Raw genomic sequence first — 634 nt, forward strand, 5'->3', positions numbered from 1 at the left:
CGGTCGATCCTCGCGAGATCGCCGGTGCCGAACCAGCCTTCGGCATTGGCGGCGCTGCGCTCCTGCCCGAAATAGCGATCGATCACCGCGGCACCGCGCACGTGCAGCCGCCCCTCGATGTCGCGCTGCCCGGGCAGCGGATCGCCATGCTCGTCCATCAGCAGCAGATCGACGCCGAGCGCCGGCTTGCCGGAAACCAGCGCGTCGCGCGTCGGCGCGCTGAGCACGCCGAAGGTGCCCACCGGCGAAAGCTCGGTCATCCCCCAGCTGGTCTGGACCGGCACGCCGAGCTGCTTCTCGATCCGCTCCATCAACGCCGGCGGCATCGGCGCGCCGCCGACGATGATCCGGCGCAGCGAGGGCAGCGTCATGCCACTCGCATCGAGGTGATCGCACAGCCCCAACCACACCGTCGGGACGCCCACCGCAATCGTCACGCCCTCCGCGGCGATCAGCTTCGCCAGGCTGGCACCGTCGAGATGCCGGCCGGGCAGCACCAGCTTTGCCCCCGCCGCCGGCACCGCGAAGGGCAGGCCCCAGGCGTTGGCGTGGAACATCGGCACCACCGGCATCACCACATCCCGGCTGGTGATCCCCGACACGTCCGCCTGGAGCAGCCGCAGCGTGTGCAGGA

Annotated in this window: 1 protein-coding gene; it reads right to left on the reverse strand. The window is 71.1% G+C overall.

Features of this window, described 5'->3' with window-relative positions; genetic code table 11:
• Positions 1-634: AMP-binding protein (locus J7528_RS23965; protein ID WP_291879868.1), on the reverse strand; the 634-nt coding region annotated here is incomplete at both ends.

It is taken from the genome of Caulobacter sp. (assembly GCF_017744445.1).
Taxonomy (GTDB): Bacteria; Pseudomonadota; Alphaproteobacteria; order Caulobacterales; family Caulobacteraceae; genus Caulobacter.